Origin of the sequence: Psychrobacter sp. DM4 (assembly GCF_051307035.1) — a bacterium.
Lineage (GTDB): Bacteria > Pseudomonadota > Gammaproteobacteria > Pseudomonadales > Moraxellaceae > Psychrobacter.
Genome location: NZ_CP195536.1, coordinates 2581995 through 2603448, shown reverse-complemented (window position 1 = coordinate 2603448; position 21454 = coordinate 2581995). Strand labels below are relative to the sequence as shown.

The following is a 21454-nucleotide window of genomic DNA, read 5'->3' as shown; positions in this document are numbered from 1 at the left end:
GAACTTATAGTAATACCAAGCTTGTACTTACTATAGCCAATAGTAGCTTTTTACGACTATACTAGTCGTAGTAAAAACGCTAATCTTTGATAGTAGGCTGTAAGTGTTGTTTCCAGCATGTGTCGCAGCAAAATGAGTTAGGGGCTTATAGTGAACACAAAAAAGGACTGTCATCAACAGTCCTTTTTTATTTGTTGTTCAAAGTAAAAAACAATACCTTAGCTCTGCGGTTTGCGCTTCATCTTTTCAAAGAACTCATCATTGGTTTTAACCTCTTTTAAGCGATCCAGCAAGAATTCTGTCGCTTGCACGCCATCCATAGGCTGAAGCAGTTTGCGTAGTATCCAAACTTTACGCAAAGTGTCCCCATCCATCAAACGCTCTTCACGGCGAGTTCCTGATTTTTTGATGTTAATCGCTGGAAATACACGCTTTTCGGCCAAGTCACGCTCAAGGGTAATCTCTTGGTTACCTGTACCTTTGAACTCCTCAAAGATAACGCTGTCCATTTTACTGCCTGTGTCAATAAGGGCAGTTGAGATGATCGTTAAACTACCTCCCTCCTCGATGTTACGGGCAGCACCAAAAAAGCGTTTTGGACGCTCCAAGGCATTGGAGTCAAGACCACCAGTCAAGACTTTGCCTGATGAGGGAATAACCGTATTGTAAGCGCGGGCAAGGCGGGTGATAGAGTCGAGCAGAATAACAACGTCTTGTTTGTGCTCAACCAAGCGTTTAGCTTTTTCAATAACCATATCAGCAACTTGAACGTGGCGCTGGGGCGGCTCATCAAAGGTCGAAGCAACCACTTCACCACGTACCGTACGTACCATTTCAGTCACCTCCTCTGGCCGCTCATCAATCAAGAGTACAATCAGATAACATTCAGGGTTATTACGGGTAATGGACTGTGCAATAGTTTGTAGTAATACCGTTTTACCTGCTTTTGGCGGTGCGACAATGATTGAGCGCTGACCTTTACCGATAGGGGCAATCAGATCAATCATGCGGCCAGTCAAATCTTCGGTAGTGCCATTACCTAGCTCAAGCTTGAGCTGTTCGGTTGGAAACAGAGGCGTTAAGTTCTCAAATATAAGCTTGTGACGTGAACGATCTGGAGTGTCAAAGTTGATCTCGCCAACTTTTAGAAGAGCAAAATAACGTTCAGAATCTTTTGGCGGACGTATAGTCCCAGCGATACTATCACCCGTCTTTAAGCTAAATCTACGAATCTGGCTTGGGCTGACATAAATGTCGTCAGGTCCTGCTAGATATGAGCCTTCAGAGGAGCGCAAAAAGCCAAAACCATCTGGTAGTACTTCTAAAACACCATCACCATAAATGGCCTCACCATTACGAGCATGAGTCTTCAAAATAGCAAAAATGATGTCTTGTTTACGGCTACGCGCCATATTGTCAAGACCCATCTCTTTGGCGATAGCCAACAGCTCGGCGATTGATTTTTTCTTTAATTCAGTTAAATTCATAGAGAGGTCATTAGCAGATTATCGGGCAGAAAGGGCCAGTAACGGCGCAGTTCGCAACGTTGATTAATACGAGGATAGTGTAGCAATAGGATGCATGCACAAAATAAGCATTATGCTTTGTATAGTTTGTGATTTATATCAGATGACAGTCAATGGCAACATAAAAAGCAAGGCAATAAAAATAGCTTAAAGCAGAGTTTGCTAGTTATCGTAAGTTATCGTTTTTTAGTGATTGTCTGCCTTGAGGGCAGCTGTGTCTTTTTATAACAACACGAAGAGAATAGCGATAAGGAGCCTAGAAAAACGGCTGCGTTTCTCTTGTCAGCAGACTATACGGTTATTGGCAGGGTATTGTCAATTATTTTTGTTAAAAAATCTATAGAATCGAATATTTTGTATAAAAGATAAGCAAAAAAGCCATTATTTATGACAAATAATGGCTTTTTTATGACTTGATGGCGCTTTTATAGTTAAGCTTACAAATGCTTATCCAATACTTTAGCTAGTTCGCCTTTAGGTTGTAAACCCATAACTGAATCTACTTTTTCACCATCTTTAAAGACGAACAAAGTTGGGATATTGCGAATACCGAAGCGACTTGCAGCTTGTGGGTTGTTGTCAACATCGACTTTGACAATTTTGACCTTGCCTTCATATTCACCCGCCAAATCTTCTAAGATAGGGGCAATAGCTTTGCAAGGACCGCACCATGTGGCCCAAAAATCCACAAGTACAGGCATGTCAGCTTGTAGTACATCTTGGTCAAAATTGGCATCGGTTGTATTAACAATTAGGTCTGACATAAGGTTCTCTCTTATTTTATAATCTATAAAATCAGTTGTAGTACATACAATGCATAATTTAATCTTTTGCTATGTGAGTACTTAAGTATTTTGCTTAATAGTGCCGTTATACTAGCATGTTTGTTCGCTCTTGGTAGACACAAGCGGGTTAAATTATTCAACAATTACTATTGATACAATAAATTGAAACATAAGCGCACAGGTTGCGTCTTCTCTATTGTCCATAATGAGTTTAGGCTTGAGTATGAATATTTTGCTACTCTATCTAGCTTTATTCCTAATTCTAGTTCTAGCCCATTGTACTTTAGAGCATTATTTATAGTCCTACTCTTTAACATTGTTTTATTTTCTTTAACGTCCGTTCACTTCAAAACTACATGAGCTTGATCAAACTTTGACTGTCTTACCTCAATGCACGCCAATACAAGTACCCTTTTTTATGTTTTTTACTGATAACGATATTGCAGCTCTTAATGCGCAAGAAGCAGCTTATTCGCTTGAGTTTTTTGAACAGTTTGCTAAAGACATTACCATTTATGAGGACGATGATATTTGGGTAGTAGATAAGCCGGCAGGTTTGTTAAGTGTCGATGGCAAAACGTTAAAGGTAAGCTTGCTGGCAAGGCTTGAGCGCGCAAATCCAGCGGTCAAGCTGATCCATCGTTTAGATATGGATACCTCAGGTCTGTTGATATTTGCCAAAAATGCAGCAGCACAAACTCACATCAGTAAGCAGTTCATTGATCGCTTACCGCAAAAAAAGTATCAAGCAAGAGTATTTGGGAAGTGGCAAGAGGTTGGCGCGACAGGCGAGATATCAGCACCTGTTCGCTATGAGCCAACGATCAAGCCGCGTCATATCGTCGATCCTAACTGGTCAAAACACGCATTAACTTTGTACAGGGTTGTAGCGTTTGAGGAGTGCGACGGTCAAGTCGTTACTCGAGTTGAATTAAAGCCTGTAACGGGTCGCAGTCATCAGTTGCGTGTACATATGGTGCACGTCGGTCACGTTATCATCGGTGATCCTATTTATGCTGAAGACGCCGCCTTGACTATCGCGCCAAGACTCAATCTGCATGCCGAGCAGCTGCGTCTGAAACATCCTATACTAGGTGCTTGGATGGATTGGGAAAGTCCTAGTCCCTTTTAAAGCTATACATGCAGATATTTTTTATATCTAAATACTTGTTATAAATAGAGGCGAAAGTCCCCCTTAAAAAGATACACTTAAAACAATAAGGTTTAAAATGATGACAGCGATATTACAGAGAATTAAAAACCGCTTTGAGAATAAAAAGGCACCAGTAGCAGATTATGAGGTATTGATTGTTGGAGCAGGCGTCGCTGGTATTGGTACGGCTTGCTATTTGCAACAAAACAAAGCGTCATTATTCGATAATAAAAAAACTTGCAAAGCTGCCAAAAAACATCGTAAGGCAGGTAATAAAAAGTCGACAGCGTCTTTTTTGGTAGTAGAAAAACGTGAAGATCTAGGTGGTACTTGGGATTTGTTCACTTACCCCGGCGTACGTTCTGATTCTGATGCGCTCACCTTCGGTTATAGCTTTCGCCCGTGGCTGGATCATCGTATGCTGGCAGAAGGGGGCGATATCAAACACTATATCAAAGAGACGGCGCGCGAGTACGGCGTCATCGAACACATACGCTATCAGCACGAGGTTGAGCAGCTATCATGGTCAAGTGACACGCAGTTGTGGACCGCGGCGATAAAGAATAATGCCAGCGGTGAAGTGCTTTCGCTAACCGCACATTTTGTCATTGGAGCAACAGGTTATTACGACTACGAGCAAGGGTATCGGCCCCACTTTGACAAAGAAGAGGATTTTGAGGGGCAGATTGTCCATCCGCAGCATTGGAGTGATATTAATTATAATGATAAAAATGTCGCTATCATAGGCAGCGGCGCGACAGCGATGACGCTAATGCCCGCGCTTGTCGACGAAGACAGCGAGCAGTGCGCGCGTTATGTCACTATGATTCAGCGTACGCCTACATATGTAGCAAGCGTAGCAGGAGACGACTATGCGATCGATTGGCTATCTGCTAAGTACTCACCATTATCGCAACAGCAAGCCTACACGCTGCTGCGCGTGCGTAACGTTCTACGTCAGCAAGGCGTCTACCAGCTTGCGATACGTGCGCCAAGCGTTATGCGTGCTTTGCTCAAACATTGGGCTCAGCAAGAACTCAAAGGCAGTCAGGTAAGTGTTGATCACTTTTTGCCTGATTATAATCCGTGGGAGGAGCGCCTATGCGCGGTACCCGATAGCGATCTGTTTTTAGCGCTACAAGGGTCGCGCGCTGATATTGTCACTGATCATATCGATCATTTTACCAAGCAGGGCATCTTGCTTAAATCAGGTCAGCACATTGACGCCGATATTATTATCTCAGCGACAGGGCTTAAGTTACAGATGCTCGGCGGCGCACGTGTATTCATTGATGGTGAGCCTATCGATATTGGCGCGCGTATGACTTACAAAGCCGTAATGATTGAGAACATCCCCAATATGGCTGTCATCTTTGGTTATACCAATGCCTCGTGGACGCTAAAAGTAGATCTAGCTTGTCAGTATTTGCTGCGTTTATTCAAGTATATGAAAAAACATGATTACCGTACGGCACTACCAATCGCTAATGGTGATGGCAAACATGTACAAGTACAAGAGGATACAATCATGGGCTCACTGTCAGCGGGCTACATTCGCCGCGGCAAAGATGAGTTGCCCAAACAAGGCGATCGCTATCCTTGGCAGGTGACTAGCAACTATCTAAGCGATCGTATTATGCTCAAATACCGCCGCATCAAAGATGACTGGTTACACTTCACTCGTTAAGATTTTTTAATAAACTCAGCGACTTGTGTGCTCAATATTTGCCATAGTGTCTCTTGAGCACTTTTACTGCCCCAAGCATTGTGCGGACTAAAGATAACGCGTGGATGAGTGCTAAAATCCAGCAAGGGATCATCGGCGGCGATAGGCTCTTGTTCAAAGACATCGCTTGCGTAGCCGATAATTTGCTCGCCGCTTAGCGCATCCGCCAAGGCTCGAGTATCAACGATACCGCCGCGCGCCACGTTTACTAGTAGAGGCCGCTTAGTCATCTTTGCTAGTGTATTTACATTAATCAGATGCTGGGTATCTTCGTTTAGCGGACAATGTAGGCTAATAACATCTGCTGTAGCCAAGACGTCATCGAACGCCATGTACTCGGCGTTACGCGGCGTACGTCCTTGATGCTCGGCCCACAATACTCTCATACCAAAAGCACGCGCAATCTCAGTGACGCGTTTGCCAATAGTGCCTACCCCGATGATACCGAGCGTTTTATCTTCTAAGTCTATAAGCGCAGTATCTAATAAACAAAAATTACCATTGTCACGCCAAGTACCATCCGCAGCTTTTTGATGATAATAAATACCACCGCGCATCGCATTGAGCATCAGCATAAAGGTATGCTCAGGGACGCTTTTGACCGCATAACCTGCAACGTTATATAAAGTAACATCATGAGCCATGCAAGCCTGTTGATCGACATTATTCATACCCGTAGCCGTCAATTGAATCAGCTTAAGCTTGGGCAATTGCGCGATGACTTTAGCTGAGATCTTAACTTTATTAGCGATGATAATATCAGCATCACTACAGCGCTGGGCGATGGTCTTGGTATCATTTGGCGTCTCATCATAGGTGATATAGTCTGTAATACCAGCTGGCGCTGGCAAGTCGATGCCCTCAGAGAAAGTGCCTTTATCCAAAAATACAGCGTGCATAGATGTTCCTTAGATTATTTTTTTAAGGTTTTTTAGCGGTCGATTAGTGATTTGTTTAATGCGTTATTCATATTATATATACAGTCGATCAAATAACAAACGGCCTCTAATTCAAAGATGAATTAGAGGCCGTTTGTTAGTAGCTAAGGGTGTTATCAGTTAAGGGACAGTTGTCCTTATTTATAAGGCAAAGCGCTTACGCAATTTACCAATAAAGCCACGTACGCGACTGCTCAAGTCGATGCGGACATCGTTGTCAGGATCGTGTTCGACTTCATAGCGCTTAACCATCTCAGGGCTTTCTTTGAGCTTACTATGATGTCGAAAAGCACGGTTGACACTTATCTCAAGCAAACTGGCGCGCATAGGTTTAGGCAGGCAGCGATAGACTTGACCTTTATTAATGAGATCAATCAACAAGCCTGCATCTTGGAACTCAGTTTGAACCAAGACGACCAAATGCGGGGCATCTTGTTTGAGAGTAAAGATAATCGGTGCGATATTCTCGCCGCTGACGTTAATATCGGTGATACAAACCCCAATATCGTAGTTGGCAAGATAATCATAAGCCTCTTCTAACCCTGTTGCATGCAGCACGATATAGTTGTTTGAGAACTGCTTAGTTATCTGTTCAATCAGCTCACTGGTCTCATCGATAACTAATAAGGTTTGCTTATTGTCCACATGGTAAACCGCATCGACGTCTTCCTCTGGATTATAGTTCAACGCAATTTCTGTCGCGCGTCCGACGACAGACTGTAACTCCTCAGACTTACAAGGTTTGGTCAAATAACGATAAATCTCGCCCTCATTAATAGAACCAATAATTGCGTTAAGATCGGCATAACCTGTCAATAGGATACGCATAGTAGACGGTGAGACGTCTTTAACTTCTCTTAGAACATCAACGCCAACACGATCAGGCATACGTTGGTCACTAACCGCTACATGTACATTATTGTTCTTAATGTAGTCGATGTACTCGTCAGGATCAGTAGTAATGAACACGTCATGGCTTTTGCGGAACATAAGCTTCATGGAGCGCAAAATACGTTGTTCATCATCGATAAATGCCAGTTTTGGCTTTGGCCCTGTATTGACGGGAGTTTCCAATTCATTTTTAACTTCATTCATGACAATATCCTTATAATGAATAATAACGATGAAATATGAGCTGAGCAAAATATCGTAGCCTAATTAAGCTACGATATTTTGTTCGGTTAAGTTATTGTTAATAGGGAGCATTAAGGTAAAGGTAGTGCCAACTCCTTCAGTTGATACAACTTTAATATCGCCGTTATGCTGCTCCATGATCTGCTGACTAATCGCCATACCAAGTCCTGTGCCTTCACCTGCGCCTTTGGTTGTAAAGAAAGGCTCGAATATCTGAGCGAGTGTCTCAGGACTCATGCCCTTACCATTATCGATCACATCGATATAGACGTTAGTATCATCCGCACGCGTACGCAGCTCAATCTTACCGCCTGAGTCGTTGTCCATAGCTTGTGAGGCGTTGTTTAGCAGGTTGACCAGTACTTGATTAATCTGTGACGGTGAGCACTTGATCTCAGGCGTCGTTGCAAAGTCAGTAACGATCTCTTGATGCTTGAGCGAATTACCAGCGATTTTGAGCGAGGCCTCGATACACTCGCGCACATCGATAGTTTTGACTTTAGACTCATCAAGGCGGGCAAAGTTACGTAGATTGAGAACCATCTCAGTAATTTGCTCAACACCGAACAAGGAGTCCTTAATCAGCTCTTTGAGCTCATCTGAGAGATCGTCCTCTTCAATTTCATCAGACGCACTAATAATACTAGCCATCAACTGATCAATCTTCTCTTCTGAACCAGCGGTATCCGTCTTAACTTCTTTTAGACCCTTGACCAGCTCAATCAATTCTTCGTATTGCTCAGTCAACTGACCTATGATCTCAAGATTGTTCTGTACATAAGATAGGGGCGTATTAACCTCATGTGCAACGCCTGCCACCATCTGTCCTAAAGTTGCCATTTTCTCTGAGCGTATGAGCTGTAGTTGTGAGTTTTTTAGCTCTTTTAGCGTGTCTTGCAACTCAGCGGTACGTTCTTCGACTTTGATTTCTAACTGTTGGTTGATGTTGGCAAGCTTACCTTCGTTCGATTGAATTCGCCCTAGTAGATCATTAATAGAGCCATTAACCAGGCCAATCTCGTTGCGACCTTTAGCAAATTTAACGTCGCTTAGCTGATTGTATTGCTTGTTGTCGATGAGATTTTCAGCTCTGGAGATCTTATCAGTGGTTTTCTTCAAAGGGTTAAAGGCTAAGAAGTTCAACATGAAATAAATCACAGCAGCGGTTATCAAGAGCGCTAGAGCAATCCAGCTGATCAAGTTTTTACTTAAGTTATCAGCAATAGAGTCGATCTCAAGGTTGGGCTGTACAATAATCAGCTTCCAGTAGGTCTCAGGAATCTCAAACACATAGGCTTGACTACCTTCGTAGTATTGATCATTAACCAGATCAAAGCTCTGAAGTAAGCGATTCCCTAAATTATTTTTTTGATTTTCTTTATTATCCAGATAAGCGGCATAACTGACCATAAAGTAACCATTTTCTGGATCATTGCCATAAGCTTGATCAAGACCGCCTAGAACTTGTTGGACAGTAGGTGAGATGCGCGGCGCAACATTTTGAACGGTTTCAGCTCTTTTGTTGTCTAAGAAGTCAAAAATAGGTTGCCAAGCGGCGTCTGAGTTGACGACCTGCTGTATAGTCAAGGGTACGCCTGTGGCCTCATCAATATAACTTAAACGCTCAGGATTAGACGAGGAGATCACTTTATCACTGTTATCAATCAAGAGCATATAGCCTGAGCCAATGCGTTCATTTAGCTTAACAATGTTATCTTGTAACTGCGTGAGCGTAAAGTTAACGGTACTTGCACCCCAAAACGCGTCGTCACGTTCGATTGAGAGTCCGCAGCTCATAGCAAGCTCACCTTTAGCCTGCGAAGGACGTACGTGCTGCCACAAACATTCGTCCGGCTTAATCATTTTTACCGCGCCAAACCAGCCTTCTTGAAAATAAGGATTACTAGGGTTTGGATCGGTAAGCACAGGCTGATAATTACCATCTTGGCGTACCATCAAGAACGGGTGCGTTGCTACATCATTGCCAAGAGCGCCTACCTCAGGCCAAATACCACCACTGCCCAATATGCCAAAGTCATCTTTGTTAAAGGCATTGTTTAGACTGGCCTGTAGAATATCTTCTTCAACAGGTAGCGTCTGTACACTTTTTTGTAAGCTCAAAGCGCTACGCGAAACACGCTCAATATCTGTTGAGATGCTATCTACGGTGGCATTACCCGTTTGAACGATAAGTTTTTCAGACTCTAAGCGGATTTTCTCATAACCTTGCTTATCTACAACATAGAAAACCACCGCTAGTACTGCTGCAAGGGCGAGAAATAGAACAAGGGTGACTTGAGTACTAACTTGGTTAAAAAAACCAACTTTTTTGGCGGTGCTCATAATAGGGTTTGTCCTTAAACTATATTATTATCAACTAATGTTGATTATTGAATATCCGTATCAACGGATTTACTTCTAATAAAAAAATCCTGTAAACATTTAAACGATGTATAAAGTCAATCAAAAACTTATGAACGGTTAGAATTTATATGTTCAAATGTGCAATACATAAGATTATTAAGCACTATTTGATGTATTGTTCAGCTCTAAATAGAGAGTTATATTCATTTAAAACCATATTATATTTGTGGTTATTTCACAAACATTAACATTATGTTTGCTAAATGTCTAAATATAATTTTTAGTTATTTATTATTTCATACCGTAAATATTAGTATCTAATTGGTAACACACTAACTGTTAAGGTTCAGATATAACGGTTTCCCGAGACTAGATTGTTTATTTTTCTATCCTCTGTTAGGTGCCTTATCTTGAATAGAGCTAAAGCTATGGTAAAGGTCTTGAAAATTGACTACTAAGAGCGCATCTAACTGCCAACCCTGTATAATGGTGCGTTTTTTGCTATAAGACTCAAAGCTCATTTCCTTAAGCCTAATCGCTTAGTTTTGGTCAAATGTATCGACAACGCCTATACCGCTTTTAATTCATCACTTGAGTACAAAAAGACATCGTCCTATGACTATTACGACCGCTACATTACACAGTACTGAATTCGCCGTTGGCCAACGTTACTTATCCGATACTGAGTCCGAGCTTGGCTTAGGTGTGGTTATCGATGTTGATGATCGCTGCGTGCATATTTTATTTCCGCAGAGCGAAGAGACGCGCGTCTATGCCAAGAGTTCTGCGCCACTATCGCGCGTAATTTTCAAGATTGGTGACAGTATCTACGACCAAGATGGCAAAACCTATATGGTCAATGGCGTCAATGAGGTGATGGGCGTGCTCAAATACAGCGTTGAAGATAACGATGAGGGCGCTGTTAAACCTATTATGGAGACGCGCCTTGCTGCCAATATCACCCTTGCAAAGCCGCTTGAGCGCCTATTGGCTGGTCGTATTGAGCGCGGAGATTGGTATGAGCTGCGCCAAGATATCTTGCGTATGCAATCGGCGCTGGCCGGTCACCCGCTCAAAGGACTGATGGGCGCACGCGTTGACATCATTGAGCATCAGCTCTATATCGCGCACGAGGTTGGCAAGCGTATCGCGCCGCGTGTGTTGCTCGCAGATGAGGTAGGTCTAGGTAAAACGATAGAAGCGGGTTTAATTATTCATCAGCAGCTACTCACAGGTAAAGCTGAGCGGGTGTTAATCCTTATGCCTGATAGCTTGCAATATCAGTGGATGATCGAGCTGCGTCGCCGCTTTAATTTAAACTTTGCGCTGTTTGATTTGGTACGTACGGCTGCGATCAAAGAGCATGACCCTGAGCAAAATGTCTTTGCTACTGAGCAATGCATCATCGCTGGTATGGATCTGCTTCTTGACCATCCTGATCTCTACGATCAAGCGATGGAAGCTGGGTTTGATTTACTGGTCGTTGATGAAGCGCATCATTTGCATTGGGATGAGGGGCAAGGCGGCAATGACAAATACGACTTGATAGCGGATTTCGCTGAAGAGACGCCCGGAGTCATGCTACTGACGGCAACGCCCGAGCAATTGGGGGCGCAAAGTCATTTTGCTCGTCTGCGTCTGCTGGATCCTGATCGTTTTGATGATCTAGATGAATTTATCGCAAGCCAAGACGCTTTTGCTGAAACGGCTGCCGTCGCTGGAGTGTTAATAGAAGATAAACCCCTTAGCGATAATCAGATCAAAGCGCTTAGTCAGTTATTAGACATTAGTAGTGATGAGCTGGCATCTGTCAATGAGGATGATAAGCTGCGTACGCACGCGCTGAATGAGCTCTTAGATCGTCACGGTACAGGGCGTATTCTCTTTCGTAATACGCGTGAGAGTGTCAAGGGCTTTCATGGTCGTAGTAGTCAGGCGCATCCGCTACCACTGCCTGAAGCTTGGGTGGATAGCTATCAGACGACAGGCAAATTGCGTGAGCAGCTATGGGGCGAGGAGAATCAGCCTGATGGTGGCTGGCTTGAGGATGATCCGCGTGTCCCTTGGCTGATCGATATCTTAAAAGGGGTACTCAAACAACAAAAAGTACTACTTATTGCTCGTAGTGGTGCGACCGTCGAGAGCCTAGAGGCAGTATTGCGCCTGCATGCAGGCATCAAGACCGCTATTTTTACTGAGCAAATGACTTTGCTTGAACGTGATCAGGCCGCTGCCTTCTTCGCTGATAGCGAGGGCGCGCAGATATTACTGTGTTCAGAGATTGGCTCTGAAGGGCGTAACTTTCAGTTTGCAAGCCAGCTGATACTGTGGGACTTACCTGCCAATCCAGATACTTTGGAGCAGCGCATCGGCCGCCTAGATCGTATCGGTCAGACGCAGCAAATCATGCTACATATCCCTTATGTACAGAGTACGGCGCAAGAGCGTCTATATCAGTGGTATAACAATGCGCTCAATATGTTCAATCAAATCTCGCCAACGGCGCAAAGCGTGCAAGAGCAATACATTGCCACCTTAAAACCGCTACTAGAAGGCGTAGATACCGCAGATAACCGCACAGCACTGCAGACGCTCGTTACAGATGCCAAGCAATTGCGTTTAGGACTAGAGGCGCAATTGCAGGCAGGGCGCGATCGTCTGCTTGAGTACAATTCGTGCCGTCCACGGGTCGCAGGTCGTATCGCAAGCGCCATGCATGAGTTTGATGGGAATAATCTGTTACCGCAGTTCATTGAGCGCTTCTTTGCATCAGCGAATATCGACCATAATATTCAACGCGATGGCTCGTGGGTGATTGCACCTATCGATAGTACTGAGATTAGTGATTATATCGATGGGTTACCGCTTGGTGACGAAGACGGTATGAGCTTAACTTTTGAGCGTGAGCAGGCGCTTGTACGTGAAGATATCGAATTTATCACGCATGAGCACCCTCTCATGCAGGCCATCTATGAGCTGGCGAGCACGAGCACCTTTGGTAACACCACGGTTGCAATGCTAAAAAGTGCTGCTATGCCGCAAGGTATGGTTATGCTAGAGGTTAACTTCCGTGTCGAAGCTATTGCCCCTAAATTATTGAACTTGCCAGCCACTTTGAGTACACAAAACATTCGCGTTTTTATCAGTGAACAAGGCAGCGACTTATCTGCGCGTATCAGTAGCGATATGATTATGCCGCACATAGAGCGTCTGGATAAGAATCGCGCGCGTCAAGTGATAAAAGTACGCGGTGATATTATTGAGCAGCGTTATTACGAGGCCGAAGCGATTGCGCGTAATCAGCTCAGTGAGATAGGCGCGCAGGCAAGCGACCGATTTAGCCAGCAGTGGTCACGCGAGATCAAACGTCTCAAACATCTGCAAACGATTAACCCAAATGTAAGACCTGCGGAGATTGAGCGCTTAGAGCTACTCAAAGCACAAGGTGAGCAAGCACTCTCACATCTATCTTTGGTGCCTGACTCTATACGCGTATTGGTCGCTGTAAAACCTTAGTTAAATATAGACAGCTCAAAAAGGTGCTTGATAGCGCCTTTTTTTATTTTGACTATAAAATCCTACTGATATTTTGCAACTAAACTTTAAATTTACTTCACATATTTGGACTTTGGATCAGTGCACTATTGCTAAGGATACGCCCTAGTCAGGCCAATGCTGAGTAATAGTCTTTTAGTCGGTGGTCAAAACGATTAATATTGGTTAAGATGTCCGGTTTTGGCATGTTAGTAGTTAGCAACGCCACTGATATCGTAGTACTCTCAAGTGCCGATGATTGTCACTGAATAAAAAGGAAACTTATCGTCATGCCTGATTATGCAAAGCTTATAGATGAGTTGCTGGAGACGGTAGCACTTACCGAAGTCAGTCCTGATGTTTTTGAAGGCAAGAGCCATGATTATGTAGGCTCTCGTATCTTTGGCGGACAAGTGCTCGCACAGGCCATTATGGCCGCAGCCCACACTCTTGGCGAAGATAAACCTTGTCACTCGCTGCATGGGTATTTTTTACGGGGCGGTGATATCAACCAATCTGTGATTTATCAGGTGCGCCGTTTGCGTGATGGTCGTAGTCTATCTGCACGTGAAGTCACCGCGATTCAGTACAAAGAGGTCAAGGGTCGCCCGCCTGTTGAGCAGGTAATCTTTTCGATGATCGCTTCCTTCTCACCGACGGAGGAGGGACTTGAGTACCAAGAAGACATGCCTATCTATCCGCCACCTGAGGACTTGGTTACTGAACAAGAGCTAAAAGAGGACTACGTTGAAAAAGTGCCAGAGGCATTGAGGGCGCGATTTATGCGTCGGCGTCATGTGGAGCTCAAGCCCGTCAAACCGCGTGACCCTATCAACCCTGAACCAAGCAAACCCAAGCAGGCACACTGGATACGCATCTATGAGCTTGGTAAGCAGCCCCTTGCTATTCAGCAAGCGCTACTGGCCTTTTCGTCAGATTTTTATCTGGTCGGTACGGGGCTGATGTCGCACGGGGTGAGCTTTGTGACCAAAGGTCTACAAGCGGCGAGTATCGATCACTCGATGCATTTTCATCGTCCGTTTGATCTCAACGATTGGTTACTTTATGACATGTGGAGCGATACAACATCTAATGGCATGGGGCTCAATCATGGTCAGTTCTGGCAGGACGGTAAGTTGGTCGCGACGGTACAGCAAGAAGGTCTGATGCGTCTGCGTCCACCGAAGTCTTAAAGCAATCATAAGCCTTAAATTATTATAGGTGATAAAAGTTCTAGATTTCTAGATCTCGATAATCTTAACCATAGCGCGCGGTAGTCCTAGACTATCGCGCGCTTTTTGTTGGCTTAACCATTTAAAGTTTATGTTAGCCGCTGCGAGTTTGTCATTAAGCGTCCTGATTTGTAAGTTATCAATAATCAGCTTCTGCGGCTGTAAGTACCAATGAAAGTGGGTTAATGAATGCTTGATCGGGGCATCATCGAGTAAGGTATGACTGACTGACGTCGCTTGCAGATTATGTTCTGCCAGCCATTCAAAGATGACTTGCTCAGCAGTAGTAAATTCTGTTTCGTACACTTTTTCGTTACTAGCGACTGCTAATAATACACTATTAACAGTCTTATTAGCTTTACCAATTTCTCCGCTAACCTTTTCAACAAACTGTAAAGGCAAACTCCACAGCCCGCCCCAAATACCATTGTCAGGACGCTGTAGCCAAAGTATCTCGCCACTCTCATTTTCGATAACAAGTGCATTACTAAACTTGCTCGGCTTCGGCTGTTTTTTGGCTTTGACTGGATAATCCGTTTCGCGCCTTTGCGCATGAGCGATACAATCGTCTTTTAACGGGCATAACGTACAAGCAGGACTACGGCGAATGCATAAAGTCGCGCCCATATCCATCATCGCTTGTGCAAATAGCCCTGAGTTCTCTTTAGGCGTTAAACGTGTCGCTAGTGACCACAGCTCTTTGGTGGTAGCGGACTTGGTAATATCACCGTCAATTCCTGCCCAGCGCGTCAGCACACGTTTGACGTTACCATCACAGATCACGCCATATTTATGGAGTCCCATCGCCATAATCGCGCCTGCCGTCGATGGGCCAACGCCAGAGATTGCCTCCCAACCGGCTAGGGTTTGCGGATAGTCACCTGTCTCATTAATAATTTCTACTAATTGCTTCGCGCCTTTATGTAAATTACGTGCGCGCGCATAATAGCCCATACCTGCCCAATGCTCAGCGATGGTATCCCAGTCGGCTGCGGCTAAATCTTGCACCGTTGGGAATGAGGTCATAAAACGCGCAAAGTAGGGCAGCACTGTCTTCACTTGCGTTTGCTGGAGCATGACTTCTGATAGCCAGACGATATAAGGGTTGGGCGTGTCGGTCTGATGCTGTTGCCAAGGTAGATCATGGCGTCCGTCCGTTTCGAACCAGTTAAGGAGGCGCGGCGCGAAAGAATTTAGAGCTAAATCAGGCTGAGAGAAGGGAGTAGGCAAACGTATTCCTTGTAAAGCAAAGATAGTGTTTTGTAGTTGATAAATAAGGTAGTTTATGGGGTGTAATGAGGATTGCTACAAGAAGGTAGTAAGTCTTTATTGGTGCGCTGTGCGCACCTTACGTAAGCTAAGTAGTTTTGTCTATAATTCGGTATATAATGCAATTGGATCAATGATTATTTCGTTAATAAGTCGGCCAGTAAATGCTGCTTCTAAATTAGTTACATGAGCAACCATATTCATAATAGCTTCTTTGATAGTCTGAGGATCAACTTCTGATTTAGAAGGAGCGACTTGATCTTTTTTATACTGTGTAATAATACCAAACAAAGTGAACTCCACCTCCGTTTGTCTTGAATACCTGCGAATGATTAAGTCTTCGGATTCTCTAAAAAAATCACGATTGAGATTGGCTGAAGCTATGTTATTTGATAATTTCATTTGTACTTCTAATTGACTTTGAAATCCGTATTCTAGAAGAAAGCTTAGATCATTAAGAAACTCCTCATCGTACTGTAAACCAGTTTCCGAAGCTTGTTTGTCTATATTGCTAATGTCTTTGAGCCTAGTGCTTACTTCACTGATTCTAGACCTTTCATTCTTACTTTTTTGGACTCTTGAAAGCTCTTCTTTAGCTGATTTAATATTCTCATAATTAGTTACATAAGTTAAAGCTTTGCCCATCCGGTTAAAATTATCGAGAGTATTCCTTATTGAGTCTATATCGTTAAATGTTGCTTTTGCTGTAACTTTTATAAATGATTTTTCTGCCATCAGTTTTTCTAGATTAGAACTTTGGTATGAAGCTATAATTACTTTGTCTTCTTCTATAAGTTTCTTTTCGAAAAGTGTGTATGAATAATCATTTAGAAACTTCTTTTCAGTATTTCTTTCGCTATTCTTCAAGATGTCTCCTACTATCTTGCCACTTGAAATATAGCCTTTCTGCTCTTCTGATTCAGACTTCTCCAAGTTTTTCTCATTCAAAACATATTCAGTCACACCTTCAAAGAGCTGTGAAGACAATGAATACATCTTATCCTCATCTAGGTATATAATATTCTTAATCACTTCTCTTCCTTTTGATGTATTCGTCGTAGTGTTTTCTTCGAGTATCTATTATTGACCAAATAGCTATAACTATACCTATAAAAGCTAAAATAACAGATAAAACTATAATTATAGTAGTCATATCGTATTCTCGATAGAAGAAGTAGGTGTTCTTGAGACCTTATCATACACTGAGTAGCTGATTAAAAATGAAACTACTGATAAGCCAATAGCACAAAATGTTATAGCTCTAATATCAACAATATTATCCCCTATTAAATTTAGAGCTAACAAAATACTATAAAAGGCTATGAATGTAATCGAAATGCCATTTTGAACAGTCTTCCATTGCTGTTCTCGCCCAGAGTAATGTTCTACTTCATTGATGTTAGAAATATGCAAGACTAGACCGAAAGCAACGAAATCAGAAGCTGATAGTGGATCTACACTACCTTCTTTAGTAACAAGCCAAACAATGAATCTTGCAAGAATTGGGATTAAACCCACTAACACTGTATAAATTATCCATTTAGTTTTATTGCTTCTCATAGCTCAAGAAATACCTTAAATTTTTTTAAAGCAAATGAATACTTATTTTATTAAGCTGCATTGAAATTCTACTTCCGATTCTTCCTTGCACGCTTCTTACGTAAGCGCTTTTCCTCTAACTTCGCTTCTTTTTTGGCTTCCGCTTGTGCGCGTAACTCCTCTACCAATAATAGCTCCGTTTCGCGCATTTTTGGCGTCTCAAGCGTAATGCGACCCAGCGTGCCACTGCGCAGCTCATTGACCAAAATCTCAGACATACGGTAAGTGTCAACGATGCCGCCTTTTTTTAGCAGACCTCGGTTATGTCCCGCAACCTCAAAAAACTCCCAATCCGTTTGTGGCAAATCTTCAATTTTATAGCGCTCTTTGAGCAGTTCGGGATAGGCCTGAATCAAATACTCAGCGGTGTAACCTGCCACATCAGCGAAGTCAAACGCGGTGTCTTTGATGCCGCCTGTAGCCGCCAAGCGATAGCCCGAATTTGGGTTTTCAATTTTTGGCCAGAGCATGCCGGGCGTATCATAGAGCATGATGTCATCATCGATTTTGATCAGCTGCTGCGACTTGGTGACGGCAGGTTCATCGCCCGTTTTGGCGATACTGCGTCCTGCTAGACTGTTAATCAACGTTGATTTACCCACGTTGGGTATGCCCATGATCAGCACTTTAATTTGTCTGCCTGTGCCTGCTTTATTGGGCATCAATTGCTTACATAGCTGTACGATACGTTTAACTTCGCTAGATTTGTTGTCATCACAAGAGATAGCTTTGACCTTATCTTGACTCTCTAAATACTCAATCCACGCCTGCGTTTGGTTGGGGTCGGCGAGGTCAGCTTTATTTAGGATTTTGATGACGGGTTTTTGTCCGCGCAGCGCTGCTACCATTGGGTTTTCGCTACTGTAGGGAATGCGCGCATCGATGACTTCGATGACCACATCCATCTCTGGCATGATCTCTTTGATCTCGTTACGGGCTTTGTTCATGTGTCCTGGGAACCACTGAATGCTTGGGTTATTCATCGAGACAACAGCCTTGTATTTAATATTTTTAAAGACGCTTAGTTTACTACATCACGCGCATCATGTTGCTCTAAATCAAGGCGCTAGAGTATTCTCACTCTCATCAGGCGGCAGCGGCGCAAGATAACCGATAAGCAGAATCAAACTGCCTGCGCCGATAAAGGAGATGACGCGCCAAATCGCCTCGGTCTGTGATAGATCGACGAGTACGAGTTTGAGCACCACAACGCCCAACAAGCCGATACCCATAAACCAAAGCGTGCGGTGCCAGCCGCGACTGGCAATGATAGTTGCTAGTAGGGCGAGGAGCGTCCATAGAATGGTCAAGCCCGTCTGTACTTGCTCGCTCTGCCAAGCGCCCATAGGCTGATAATCCCAAAGCGGCGTGCCAATAAAGGCGTGTAGCGTTCTGATAAGCATACTTGATATGACCCAAAAGCCAATAAGTCCTAAAATGACGAGTAGCGGTCTACTAATAAGAGGCTTGGTAGAAGTGTTGTCAGCGCTTAGTGCGTTTTGTGGATAATCGTTTTGACTTAAATAATAAGCCAGTCCGCTGTAGCCCAAGATAAGCCATAACGTTACATCGTATAAATTAAACAAGGGCAAATAAGGCAGATTCCAAATTACTCCGTCGTAAGAGAAGTTGGTGATGACGACCCAAAGTAAGGTTAGCGGTGCAAACATCACCGCGCAGCCGATCAAGGCATCATGCCAATGAAACCAATAAATAGGCGCAACTGTTTTATCATTATGGGTTTTGCTGCCCCGTAAGGCGACTATCATTAGAGCGGTCATAAGTCCAATCGGCACTAGTAAAGTGATAACACCTTGCGAGCTTGGTAGATAGTAATGAATGGCAGCGCTTAGTACCAAAATACCTGTACCTAGCCAACTGGCATCATGATAGGGCGAACGTTGAGCGATAGCTTTGCTCTGACGGTCATCAATTACATTATCGTGCCATACCTTTAACCATAGCTGCCCAATAACCAGCCAGCCGATAAGCAGTATGGCGAAAATGAGCCAATGCGCTGTCGTCCAAGTATGGTTAAATTCAAACTTTTGCGGCAGTTGCAAAATAAGCATGGTATAAAACACGATTAGCAGTCCGTAACTTAGCTGCCTAATCTCCTGCCACATGCGATAACGGTTGATGAGCCAATAAATGCTCAGGCTAAATAGTGCTGAGAGCGCAATGATAGTCGTCGTTGACAATGACCAGTCAGCAAGCCAATGATCACTATCGAGCATCAGCACATAGAGCGCCCAGGTAACTGCGGTTAGCGTCAAAAACCGTATCAGAAGTGGACTACGCCACACCAGACTAAAGGCGGTGCTTTGGCTATTGATAGTGCTCAGCCATTGACTAGCGGCTTGAGTGCTGATGCCTAGCCGCTGCGCGTATGTCGACGCCAGATCAAAATCAGTGTCGTCAGTCGTACTATCGTTAGTCGTACTATCGGCAGCAGGCGTTATAGAATTATCTATAACTGCAGGCGAGTTGCTGGCGCGTAAGATAAATAGGCTGGCTAGATAACTCATAGCCGAGATGCTCAGCGCTAAAGTAGGATAGTCTTGAGACGAGAACACCAGCGTGTCAGCCAGCATGCTGATACTGACTAGCTGTAGTAATAGACCAAACAATACTGACCATGCTCGCAGGGAGCGCCGTCCAAACCACACGAGAGCCAGTCCCTGTACTGACCAGCCAAACGCAATCCACTGCGCATCTAATGCTAGCGGGATTACTAATGCCAAAAAGCCAAAACCTAGTGCCAGCATACCTTCGGTAATAAGCGCATAACGTTGACTGCGCTGAATAAACAGCCAACCTAATGTGAGATAAACCGCCGCAAGGATGGCACTAGTAATCGTCAAAGCATGTTCAATATCGCCGAGTAACGCGGCCAGAAGTCCAAAGGCTAACAACGGTACGGAAAACAATAAACCGGTATCAATTGGAAATAAATAGTTGCCGTTAACGTGGCTATTATTAATGTTGGTGATATCGCTACGGCTAGGATCAGTGCTGCGGCTATCGTCCTCAAATAACGCTTGCTCATTATGAGCGTTGTAGCTGATGATTTGCTGCGCGTAGCGGATAACGACAAACAAGTAGAGCACTACATGCAGAGCAACTAGTAGCACAAGCGACCAGCGCTGCGCCTCTATAGTCGCGCTTAGGTTCTCGCTGATACCCCAATAGCTAGTACCCGAATAATAGGCCAGCCCAAAGGTTACCATGACGCCAAATAAGTTAAGCACTTTCCACGTGCGGTAATGGGCGATGATGGCAATAGTCACATTGAGTAGCAGATAATAGCTAAATAGAGTGGTCAAACTACCCGTATCGTTACTGGTCAAAATAGGCGCAAAAAACCCACCAGATAAGGCGAGTAGCGCCAACGGAAAAGCGTTTTGACGTACAGCTAATATGATAGTAATAGCGGATAATACGCCAAGTCCGACAAAGCTGGGTAGACTTGGGAGCACTAGATAAACACTATAGGCAAAAAAGGTCGTCAAATAAGCAATAGCCAAACCTGCGCCTTGCAAGGTAATGCCGTAGGCAAAGCGATTTTTTGCCAGTTTAAGCCCTAGTCCTGCCAGCCCCAATCCTATCGCGCCGATCGCTAGGAGTTTGGACTCGATAGAGATTTCGATATAGTCACTAAGCAAGCGCAGTAGTAGTACAACGCCGACTAGTAGCACTAAGACCCCAACACGTACGACCAAATTACCGCCAAAGAACCAGTTTTTAATCGAATGAAATAAAGAGGTGACAATAGGCAACGATTGCTCGTCTGGGTCTATAGCCTTTGGAGTTTTGATGAGAGTAGGGTCGGTGTGATCGTATTGAGCATCAGAATTAGATAACAGCGCTACTTGCTCAAATAATTCATCAGTCGTAAATTCATCATCTAAATGATCAAGGTCATTGGTTGATTGCGTAGAAGATAGAGCAGATTGCGGTAACGGCGGTGGCGATACGCTAGGAGGAGTACTAAGGTTATTATCAGAAGTAGCACTGGTCGATAAATTGACATCAGCGTTCTTTTGCTTATTGAGCTCTATTTGTAAGCGCGAGACTTCACTGCGTAAATCAAGCAGTTGCTTATTTACCTTATTATGTAGCACAACGATGACAAGCAGCAAAATAGTAAAGCCAAACCAACCTAGCATTGCGATTGCCTTTTTTGATAATAAA

The 21454-nt window shown here is 43.8% G+C and carries 14 protein-coding genes; 4 read left to right on the top strand and 10 right to left on the bottom strand.

Translation table 11 applies throughout. From position 1 onward, the window contains the following. Positions 1-218 precede the first annotated feature (218 nt). Both rho and trxA read right to left on the bottom strand, forming a co-directional pair. A complete protein-coding gene (gene rho, locus ACR64G_RS11100; RefSeq protein ID WP_435979345.1) occupies positions 219-1487 on the bottom strand; it encodes a transcription termination factor Rho in 1269 nt (422 codons plus the stop codon). Positions 1488-1963: 476 nt separating this feature from the next. After that, a complete protein-coding gene (gene trxA / locus ACR64G_RS11095; protein WP_435979344.1) occupies positions 1964-2290 on the bottom strand; it encodes a thioredoxin in 327 nt (108 codons plus the stop codon). Positions 2291-2729: 439 nt separating this feature from the next. Between trxA and ACR64G_RS11090 the strand changes: the two genes are divergently transcribed. After that, on the top strand, positions 2730-3443 hold the full coding sequence (locus ACR64G_RS11090; RefSeq protein ID WP_435979343.1) for an RluA family pseudouridine synthase: 714 nt from the start codon (positions 2730-2732) through the stop codon (positions 3441-3443). A gap of 97 nt (positions 3444-3540) precedes the next feature. Then, positions 3541-5151: a flavin-containing monooxygenase gene (locus ACR64G_RS11085; RefSeq protein WP_435979342.1), complete on the top strand. Its 1611-nt coding sequence runs from the start codon at positions 3541-3543 to the stop codon at positions 5149-5151. Here the strand turns inward: ACR64G_RS11085 and ACR64G_RS11080 are convergent. The 3 genes from ACR64G_RS11080 to ACR64G_RS11070 all read right to left on the bottom strand — a co-directional run bounded on the left by ACR64G_RS11080 (position 5148) and on the right by ACR64G_RS11070 (position 9605). After that, positions 5148-6089: a D-2-hydroxyacid dehydrogenase gene (locus ACR64G_RS11080; protein WP_435979341.1), complete on the bottom strand. Its 942-nt coding sequence runs from the start codon at positions 6087-6089 to the stop codon at positions 5148-5150. The genes ACR64G_RS11085 and ACR64G_RS11080 overlap by 4 nt on opposite strands. 180 nt (positions 6090-6269) lie before the next feature. Beyond that, positions 6270-7223, bottom strand: coding sequence for a response regulator (locus ACR64G_RS11075; protein WP_435979340.1), 954 nt, complete (start codon positions 7221-7223; stop codon positions 6270-6272). 63 nt (positions 7224-7286) lie between these two features. Beyond that, positions 7287-9605: an ATP-binding protein gene (locus ACR64G_RS11070; protein WP_435979339.1), complete on the bottom strand. Its 2319-nt coding sequence runs from the start codon at positions 9603-9605 to the stop codon at positions 7287-7289. Between the two features lie 636 nt (positions 9606-10241). On the opposite strand from ACR64G_RS11070, the gene rapA reads away from it, so the two are divergent. Both rapA and ACR64G_RS11060 read left to right on the top strand, forming a co-directional pair. Continuing rightward, entirely contained in the window at positions 10242-13142 is a 2901-nt protein-coding gene (gene rapA / locus ACR64G_RS11065) for an RNA polymerase-associated protein RapA (RefSeq protein WP_435979338.1), read from the top strand. Between the two features lie 308 nt (positions 13143-13450). Beyond that, the gene (locus ACR64G_RS11060; protein ID WP_435979337.1) at positions 13451-14353 is read left to right on the top strand and encodes an acyl-CoA thioesterase; all 903 of its coding nucleotides are present in this window, start codon (positions 13451-13453) and stop codon (positions 14351-14353) included. A 48-nt stretch (positions 14354-14401) separates the two neighbouring features. Here ACR64G_RS11060 and mutY read toward each other — a convergent pair whose 3' ends face one another. The 5 genes from mutY to ACR64G_RS11035 all read right to left on the bottom strand — a co-directional run bounded on the left by mutY (position 14402) and on the right by ACR64G_RS11035 (position 21429). Continuing rightward, positions 14402-15622: an A/G-specific adenine glycosylase gene (mutY, locus tag ACR64G_RS11055; RefSeq protein WP_435979336.1), complete on the bottom strand. Its 1221-nt coding sequence runs from the start codon at positions 15620-15622 to the stop codon at positions 14402-14404. Positions 15623-15763: 141 nt separating this feature from the next. Beyond that, positions 15764-16693, bottom strand: a complete 930-nt coding sequence (locus tag ACR64G_RS11050; RefSeq protein ID WP_435979335.1) for a DUF6414 family protein — start codon at positions 16691-16693, stop codon at positions 15764-15766. A 117-nt stretch (positions 16694-16810) separates the two neighbouring features. Then, positions 16811-17221, bottom strand: a complete 411-nt coding sequence (locus ACR64G_RS11045) for a hypothetical protein (protein WP_435979334.1) — start codon at positions 17219-17221, stop codon at positions 16811-16813. 68 nt (positions 17222-17289) lie between these two features. After that, the gene (gene ylqF, locus ACR64G_RS11040; RefSeq protein WP_435979333.1) at positions 17290-18243 is read right to left on the bottom strand and encodes a ribosome biogenesis GTPase YlqF; all 954 of its coding nucleotides are present in this window, start codon (positions 18241-18243) and stop codon (positions 17290-17292) included. Positions 18244-18318: 75 nt separating this feature from the next. After that, positions 18319-21429, bottom strand: coding sequence for a DUF2339 domain-containing protein (locus tag ACR64G_RS11035; RefSeq protein ID WP_435979332.1), 3111 nt, complete (start codon positions 21427-21429; stop codon positions 18319-18321). Positions 21430-21454: the final 25 nt, after the last annotated feature.

Bases quoted from the DNA above. Each gene is read 5' to 3' on its own strand.
- ACR64G_RS11045 (WP_435979334.1), bottom strand. From the start codon at position 17,221: ATGAGAAGCAATAAAACTAAATGGATAATTTATACAGTGTTAGTGGGT.
- ACR64G_RS11035 (WP_435979332.1), bottom strand. From the start codon at position 21,429: ATGCTAGGTTGGTTTGGCTTTACTATTTTGCTGCTTGTCATCGTTGTG.
- trxA (WP_435979344.1), bottom strand. From the start codon at position 2,290: ATGTCAGACCTAATTGTTAATACAACCGATGCCAATTTTGACCAAGAT.
- ACR64G_RS11070 (WP_435979339.1), bottom strand. From the start codon at position 9,605: ATGAGCACCGCCAAAAAAGTTGGTTTTTTTAACCAAGTTAGTACTCAA.
- ylqF (WP_435979333.1), bottom strand. From the start codon at position 18,243: ATGAATAACCCAAGCATTCAGTGGTTCCCAGGACACATGAACAAAGCC.
- rapA (WP_435979338.1), top strand. From the start codon at position 10,242: ATGACTATTACGACCGCTACATTACACAGTACTGAATTCGCCGTTGGC.
- ACR64G_RS11085 (WP_435979342.1), top strand. From the start codon at position 3,541: ATGATGACAGCGATATTACAGAGAATTAAAAACCGCTTTGAGAATAAA.
- ACR64G_RS11080 (WP_435979341.1), bottom strand. From the start codon at position 6,089: ATGCACGCTGTATTTTTGGATAAAGGCACTTTCTCTGAGGGCATCGAC.
- ACR64G_RS11075 (WP_435979340.1), bottom strand. From the start codon at position 7,223: ATGAATGAAGTTAAAAATGAATTGGAAACTCCCGTCAATACAGGGCCA.
- ACR64G_RS11090 (WP_435979343.1), top strand. From the start codon at position 2,730: ATGTTTTTTACTGATAACGATATTGCAGCTCTTAATGCGCAAGAAGCA.
- rho (WP_435979345.1), bottom strand. From the start codon at position 1,487: ATGAATTTAACTGAATTAAAGAAAAAATCAATCGCCGAGCTGTTGGCT.
- ACR64G_RS11060 (WP_435979337.1), top strand. From the start codon at position 13,451: ATGCCTGATTATGCAAAGCTTATAGATGAGTTGCTGGAGACGGTAGCA.